Here is a 6,441-nt window from a genome sequence, read left to right on the forward strand (position 1 = left end):
TCCTGCCCCGCCCGCGTGGCCCGGTCCGATCCGCCAGCAGGGACCTGAGTCCCTCCGGCCCCGTACCGCGCAGTCTCACTCGCCGACCGGGTGTGCCCCGGCCGGCGGCACCGGACCGAACGTCAGCCGGAACAGCGCCCCGCCGCCCGGCGCGGTCTCGGCCGTGAGGTCCGCGCCGTGCGCGCGGGCGATCTGACGGGCCATCGCCAGGCCGAGCCCCGAGCCCGGCAGCGCGCGGGCCGCATCGGCGCGGTAGAACCGGTCGAAGACGTACGGGAGATCCTCCGGGGCGATCCCCGGCCCATGGTCCCGGACCGTCAGCTCCAGGCCGTCCGCCAGGGCCTGAAGGCCGACCTCGACCGGGGCTCCGGGCGGGCTGAACTTCGCCGCGTTGTCCAGCAGGTTGGTCAGCAGCCGGGTGAGCCGGGCCGGTACCCCGGGACGCACCGCGCGCGCTGCCTCCCCGTCGATGTGCAGCGGGAACGGGGTCGACGGCCAGTGCGCGGCCGCCGCCCCGACCGTGTGCTCGGTCAGCGGCGCGATGCGCACCTGCTCCAGCAGCGGCCGGGGCTCCTCGTCCCTGGCCAGCTCGATCAGGTCGTTCACCAGACCGGTGACCTCACGGATCTGGCGCCCCAGCGCGGCGGACGCCCGGTCTCGCTGGGCGTCGGTCAGGCGGTCGGCCCGGGACAGCAGTTCCGCGTTGGTGCGCAGCGCGGTGAGCGGCGTCCGCAGCTCGTGCGAGGCGTCGGCGACCAGGCGGCGCTGGGCGGTGACCGACTGCTCCAGTTCGCCGAGCATCGTGTTGAAGCTGGCGGCGAGCCGCGTGACCTCGTCCTGTCGGCCCGGCGGGCCCGACGGCAGCTCGATACGGTGGCGCGGGTCTCGGGTCGCGGCGATGCGCTCCGCGGTCGCGGTGAGCCGGGAGACGGGGGCCAGGCCGGTCCGCGAGACCCAGTAGCCGAGCCCGCCCGCCACCAGGACGCCCGCCCCGCCGACCGCCGCCAGCAGCCAGGCCGCCTGCCGGACCCCCTTCTCCACCGGATCCGAGCGCAGCGCCACCTGAAGCGCCCGGCCCTTCCCGAGCGGCGTCGTCAGCATGCGCATCGGGCGGCCGAAGAGGGTGATGTTGCTGACGTACGGGGCTCGTTCGCCCGCCGCGACCTCCCGGACCGCCGCGGAGACCGGGAGCAGATATGGCTCGGCGGGATCGTCCGAGGCCGACGCCGGAACGATCTGGGCGCACGCCGGGGACGACAGATAGCGGCACTCGCCCGCCAGTACGTCCGGCCCGCTGTCCCGCTCCGCCTGCACGGTCCGGGTCGCGGACTGGGTGAGACTCAGATCCAGCTGGTGGAACAGCTCGTACCGGATCACCACGAACGCCGCCGCGCACACCCCGAGCGCGACGAGCGCCACCGCGGCCGAGGCCGCCGTCGCGAGTCTGGTCCGCAGTGGACGGCGGCGCCGCCAGCGTGCGCCCAGCCGGCGCACCCCGCTCACGCCACGTCCAGCCGGTAGCCCAGGCCGTGCACGGTGTGTACCAGCCGCGGCTCGCCGCCCGCCTCCAGCTTCCGGCGCAGATAGCCGACATACACCGCGAGTGAGTTGGAGTCCGGTCCGAAGTCGCGGCCCCAGACCCGCTCCAGGATCAGCTCGCGGGGCAGCACCTGCCCGGGATGGCGGAGCAACAGTTCGAGCAGGGCGAACTCTGTGCGGCTGAACTCCAGCGGCCGTCCCGCCCGGCGACCGCTGCGCGTCGCCGGGTCCAGCGTCAGATCCGCGAAGGACAGCTCCTCGTCCGAGGGCGCCGGTGCGGCCCGCCGCAGCAGCGCCCGGACCCGCGCCACCAGCTCGTCCAGCGCGAACGGCTTCACGAGGTAGTCGTCGGCCCCCGCGTCCAGGCCGTCCACCCGCTCGCTCACCGAGTCCCGTGCGGTGAGCACGAGCACCGGCGTGCGGTCGCCCATCGCCCGCAGCCGACGGCAGACGGCCAGCCCGTCCAGGACCGGCATCATCACGTCGAGGACGAGCGCGTCCGGCTGCCATGCCGACACCGCCGACAGCGCGGCGAGGCCGTCGCCGACCCCCCGCACCTCGTACCCCTCGATGGCGAGGCCGTCCTCGACGGCGGCCCTGACTTCCGGCTCGTCGTCGACTACCAAGATCCTGGTCATGCCGTAAAGACTGCCAAACCGAACTCTTAGAACCTTCTTAAGCCACCTCAGCAGGGTGGCCGCCATGCGCACACCACTCTCCGTCGTGATCGGTGCGGGCGGCACCGGCGGCCATATCTACCCCGGGCTCGCGCTCGCCGAAGCACTGCGCCGGGCCGAACCGGACGCGGTCATCTCGTTCGTCGGCACCGAGCGGGGCCTGGAGACCACCCTCGTCCCGGGCGCCGGCTACCCGCTGCACACCGTCGACATGATCCCGTTCGACCCGGCGCTGGGCGCCAGGCGCTATCTGCTGCCCGCCGCCCTGCTCAGATCCGGCGCCCAGTGCCGGACCCTCCTTCGCACCCAGCGCGCCCAGGTCGCCGTCGGCATGGGCGGCTACCCGAGCGCGCCCGTCATCCTCGGCGCGCGGATGGCCGGACTGCCGAGCGTGATCCACGAGTCCAATGCCGTCCCGGGCCGGGCCAACCAGTTCGCCGCCCGGCTCACTCCGCACGTCACGGTCGCCTTCGACCGCAGCCGCGCCCAGTTGTCCGGGGGCGAGGACGCCGAGACCGTCGGCATGCCGGTCTCCGACCGGCTCGCCGCCCTGGACCGGAGCGCGCTGCGGGACGAGGCCCGGCAGGCCTTCGCGATACCCGACGGCGCTCGCGTGGTGCTGTTCAACGGCGGCAGTCTGGGCGCGGCCCGGCTCACCGAGGCCGCCATCGGGCTGGCCGCCCGCTGGCGGCACCGCCGCGACGTCCATCTGCTCATCAAGACCGGCCCGGCGGCGCTGGAGGCGACCCGGCAGCGGCTGTCCGACGCGGGCGTCGGAGAGGTCGCCCGTGCGGTTCCCTACCTCGACCGGATGGACCTCGCGTACGCCGTCGCCGACCTGGTCGTCTGCCGGGCGGGCTCGGCGACCGTCGCCGAACTGGCCACCACAGGCGTGCCGGCCGTCCTTGTGCCCTACCCGCACGCGCCCGGTGACCACCAGACGCACAACGCACGGGTGCTCGCGGACGCGGGAGCCGCGTACCTGGTCCCGGACGCCGAGACCACCGCCGACCGGCTCGCAGCCCTGGTCGATCCACTGCTCGCGGACCCGGCCCGGCTCGCCGTGATGGGCCGCGCCGCCGACCCGGGCACCCACGCCCACGCCGCAGACCTGCTTGCCGCGAAGGTCATCCGCCTCGCCACCTCCGTCCCCGTAAGGGAGTTCAGCTCATGAGCATCAACTGGCACGGCCGTACCGTCCTTGTCACCGGCGCCGAAGGCTTCATCGGCTCGACCCTCGTCGACCTGCTGGTGGAGCGCGGCGCGAAGGTCCGCGCGATGGTGCACTACAAGCCCTACGCCGAGAAGGGCTTCCTCGCCCGCTATCTCAACGACCCGCACAGCCCCGTCGAGATGATCGCGGGCGACGTCCGCGACGCGGGCCGGGTGATGGACGCCGTGGCCGGCTGCGACACCGTCTTCCACCTCGCAGCCCTCATCGGCATCCCGTACAGCTACGACTCACCGGGTGCGTACGTCCAGACGAACGTCGTCGGTACCGAGAACGTCGCCGAGGCCTGCCGCCGCCATGCCGTCCGCCGCCTGCTCCACACCTCCACGAGTGAGGTGTACGGGACCGCGCTGACCGCTCCGATCGACGAGAGCCACCCGCTCCAGCCGCAGTCGCCGTACTCCGCGTCGAAGATCGGCGCCGACATGATGGCCCTGTCCCACTGGCACGCCTTCGAGCTGCCGGTGACGGTGGTCCGGCCGTTCAACACCTATGGTCCGCGGCAGTCCGCACGCGCCGTCATCCCGACAATTCTTGCCCAACTGCACGCCGGAGCAACGGAGATCAGGCTCGGATCGCTGACGCCGACGCGCGACTTCACCTATGTCACGGACACCGCGGCCGGATTCCTGGCGCTGGCGGAGTGCGACCGGGCGCTCGGCGAGTCCGTCAACCTCGGGACCGGACGGGAGATCTCCGTCGGCGACCTCGCGACCGCGCTGATAGCCGCCTCCGGGCGGGAGGCGAGGGTGGTCGTCGACCCCGTGCGGCTGCGGCCCGTCGGCAGCGAGGTGGAGCGCCTGCTGTCCGACAACAGCCGGGCGCGCGAGTGGGCGGGCTGGGAGCCGCAGGTCTCGCTCACGGAAGGGCTGCGGCGGACCTCGCAGTGGGTCGCCGACCACATCCACCTCTTTGCCGCGGAGCGTTACCAGGTCTGAGTGCCCCCATCGGGCAACGGCCGGCAGGACGCCGCGGCTGTCAGGTCTCCACGCCGCCGAGCCCCAGCAGCAGCAGCGAGGTGAAGCTGCGTGCCCACGTCGCGTCCACCGGCTCCGCACTCACCAGCGTCCGGTGCACGACCGCACCGGCGATCACATCGAAGATCAGGTCCGCGTTGCGGGCTGCCGACTCGGGGCTTTTCTCGTACGGCAGCTCGCCGCGGGCCTGCGCCCGTTCCCGCCCGAGGAGCACCAGACGCTTCTGCCGGTCGACGATGGCCGACCTGATCCGCGCCCGCAGCGCCTCGTCGCGGGTCGACTCCGCGACCACAGCCATCAGCGCCGTCTGGGTCTCCGGCCGCTCCAGCAGTGCGGCGAACTGCAGCACCACCGCCTGCACATCGGCCGACAGGCTGCCCAGATCGGGCAGTTCCAGCTCGTCGAACAGGACCGCGACGGCGTCCACGACCAGCTCGTTCTTGCCCGCCCACCGCCGGTACAGGGTCGTCTTGGCGACCCCGGCGCGCGTCGCCACGTCACTCATCGTCAGCTTCGACCAGCCGAGGTCGACCAGAGAGGCTCTGGTGGCCTCCAGGATCGCTTCATCGGCCGCGGCGCTGCGCGGACGTCCCGTTCGAAGGGGTTTGGGGTGGCTGTGGCTCAGCATCCCGCGACCATACCGGTCAGTAAGTAGAACCGACCGGTCGCGTTCGCCGTGAGACAGATCACCGAATGCACCTGTGCGCGAGGGGTGCCGGGAAGTTACGCTACGACCCGTAGCGTAAAGACGATGGTCATGCCGTCGTGACGCCACGACCGAACGACAGCCACAGGCACCGGGTGGGGACCCGGCGCCGAAACGGGTCTTTCAGGGGCCCTCGGACCGTGTCTGTCCGTGCCCCCCGCACACCGGCGGGGACCGCGGACGGGTGCGGTTCCAGTATCGCTTTCCGTATCGGCGTGCCAAGGGGGGAGGATGTACGTATGCAGCCTAGGAACATGTCCATGAGCGGCGTCGTCGACCTCGCCGCGGTGAAGGCGGCCGGCGAGGCCAAGGTGAAGGCGGAGCAGGCCCGCGCCGAGGCCGCCCGGCAGGGTGGTGGCGGTGCCGTGCCACCGTCCGCCCTGGTGATCGATGTCGATGAGGCGGGCTTCGAGAACGACGTCCTCCAGCGCTCCGCCGAGGTCCCGGTCGTCATTGACTTCTGGGCCGAGTGGTGCGAGCCGTGCAAGCAGTTGGGGCCGCTCCTGGAGCGCCTGGCCCATGAGTACAACGGCCGCTTCGTGCTGGCCAAGGTCGATGTCGACGCCAACCAGATGCTGATGCAGCAGTTCGGCATCCAGGGCATCCCGGCGGTCTTCGCCGTCGTCGCCGGGCAGGCCCTCCCGCTCTTCCAGGGCGCGGCTCCCGAGGCCCAGATCCGGCAGACGCTCGACCAGCTGATCCAGGTCGGCGAGGAGCGGTTCGGGCTCACCGGAATCGTGATCGACCAGGACGCGGCCGCCGCCGAGGGAGCCGGCGAGGCTCCTGTCGAGGAGCCCGCCGGGCCGTATGACGCCCTGCTCGAAGCGGCCGTACAGGCCCTGGACGCCAGCGACTTCGCCGGTGCCGTCCAGGCATACAAGAACGTCCTGTCCGACGACCCGGCCAACACGGAGGCCAAGCTCGGTCTCGCCCAGGCCGAACTGCTCGCCCGGGTCAAGGACATGGACCCGCAGCAGATCCGCAAGGACGCGGCGGAGAGCCCGGCCGATGTCACGGCGCAGCTCGCGGCCGCCGATCTGGATCTGGTCGGCGGTCATGTCGAGGACGCCTTCGGGCGGCTCGTCGAGACGGTGCGCCGTACTTTCGGCGACGACCGGGACGCGGCGCGGGTGCGGCTGCTGGAACTGTTCGAGGTGATCGGCCCCGACGATCCGCGGGTCGGCGCCGCGCGTACGGCGCTGGCGCGGGTCTTGTTCTGATGTGACAACGCGGCCGTGGGGGCCCCCCCGGGGGCCGGGGGCGGGTGGGGGGGGGGGGGGTGGGTTGCGGGCCGCGGGGGGCGCTCAGGGG

Annotated in this window: 6 protein-coding genes; 3 read left to right on the top strand and 3 right to left on the bottom strand. The window is 72.6% G+C overall.

Annotated elements, in window-relative coordinates:
- Positions 1-75: 75 nt before the first annotated feature.
- On the bottom strand, positions 76-1,503 hold the full coding sequence (locus ACFVYE_RS11735; protein WP_389605223.1) for a sensor histidine kinase: 1,428 nt from the start codon (positions 1,501-1,503) through the stop codon (positions 76-78).
- Complete coding sequence (locus tag ACFVYE_RS11740) at positions 1,500-2,177, bottom strand: response regulator transcription factor (RefSeq protein ID WP_389605225.1); 678 nt, start codon at positions 2,175-2,177, stop codon at positions 1,500-1,502. The genes ACFVYE_RS11735 and ACFVYE_RS11740 overlap by 4 nt, the downstream gene beginning before the upstream one ends.
- Before the next feature lie 64 nt (positions 2,178-2,241).
- Between ACFVYE_RS11740 and ACFVYE_RS11745 the strand changes: the two genes are divergently transcribed.
- Together ACFVYE_RS11745 and ACFVYE_RS11750 are read left to right on the top strand one after the other, a co-directional pair.
- A complete protein-coding gene (locus tag ACFVYE_RS11745; RefSeq protein WP_383968104.1) occupies positions 2,242-3,390 on the top strand; it encodes a glycosyltransferase in 1,149 nt (382 codons plus the stop codon).
- Positions 3,387-4,385: an SDR family NAD(P)-dependent oxidoreductase gene (locus tag ACFVYE_RS11750; protein ID WP_383968101.1), complete on the top strand. Its 999-nt coding sequence runs from the start codon at positions 3,387-3,389 to the stop codon at positions 4,383-4,385. The genes ACFVYE_RS11745 and ACFVYE_RS11750 overlap by 4 nt, the downstream gene beginning before the upstream one ends.
- Before the next feature lie 40 nt (positions 4,386-4,425).
- Here the strand turns inward: ACFVYE_RS11750 and ACFVYE_RS11755 are convergent, their stop codons facing one another.
- Positions 4,426-5,052 carry a TetR/AcrR family transcriptional regulator gene (locus tag ACFVYE_RS11755; protein ID WP_389605228.1) on the bottom strand — a complete coding sequence of 209 codons (627 nt, stop codon included), beginning with the start codon at positions 5,050-5,052 and terminating at the stop codon, positions 4,426-4,428.
- 317 nt (positions 5,053-5,369) lie between these two features.
- Between ACFVYE_RS11755 and ACFVYE_RS11760 the strand changes: the two genes are divergently transcribed.
- The gene (locus tag ACFVYE_RS11760) at positions 5,370-6,350 is read left to right on the top strand and encodes a tetratricopeptide repeat protein (protein WP_383968095.1); all 981 of its coding nucleotides are present in this window, start codon (positions 5,370-5,372) and stop codon (positions 6,348-6,350) included.
- Positions 6,351-6,441: the final 91 nt, after the last annotated feature.

Source organism: Streptomyces sp. NPDC058239 (assembly GCF_042882185.1).
In the GTDB taxonomy this organism is placed as follows: Bacteria; Actinomycetota; Actinomycetes; order Streptomycetales; family Streptomycetaceae; genus Streptomyces.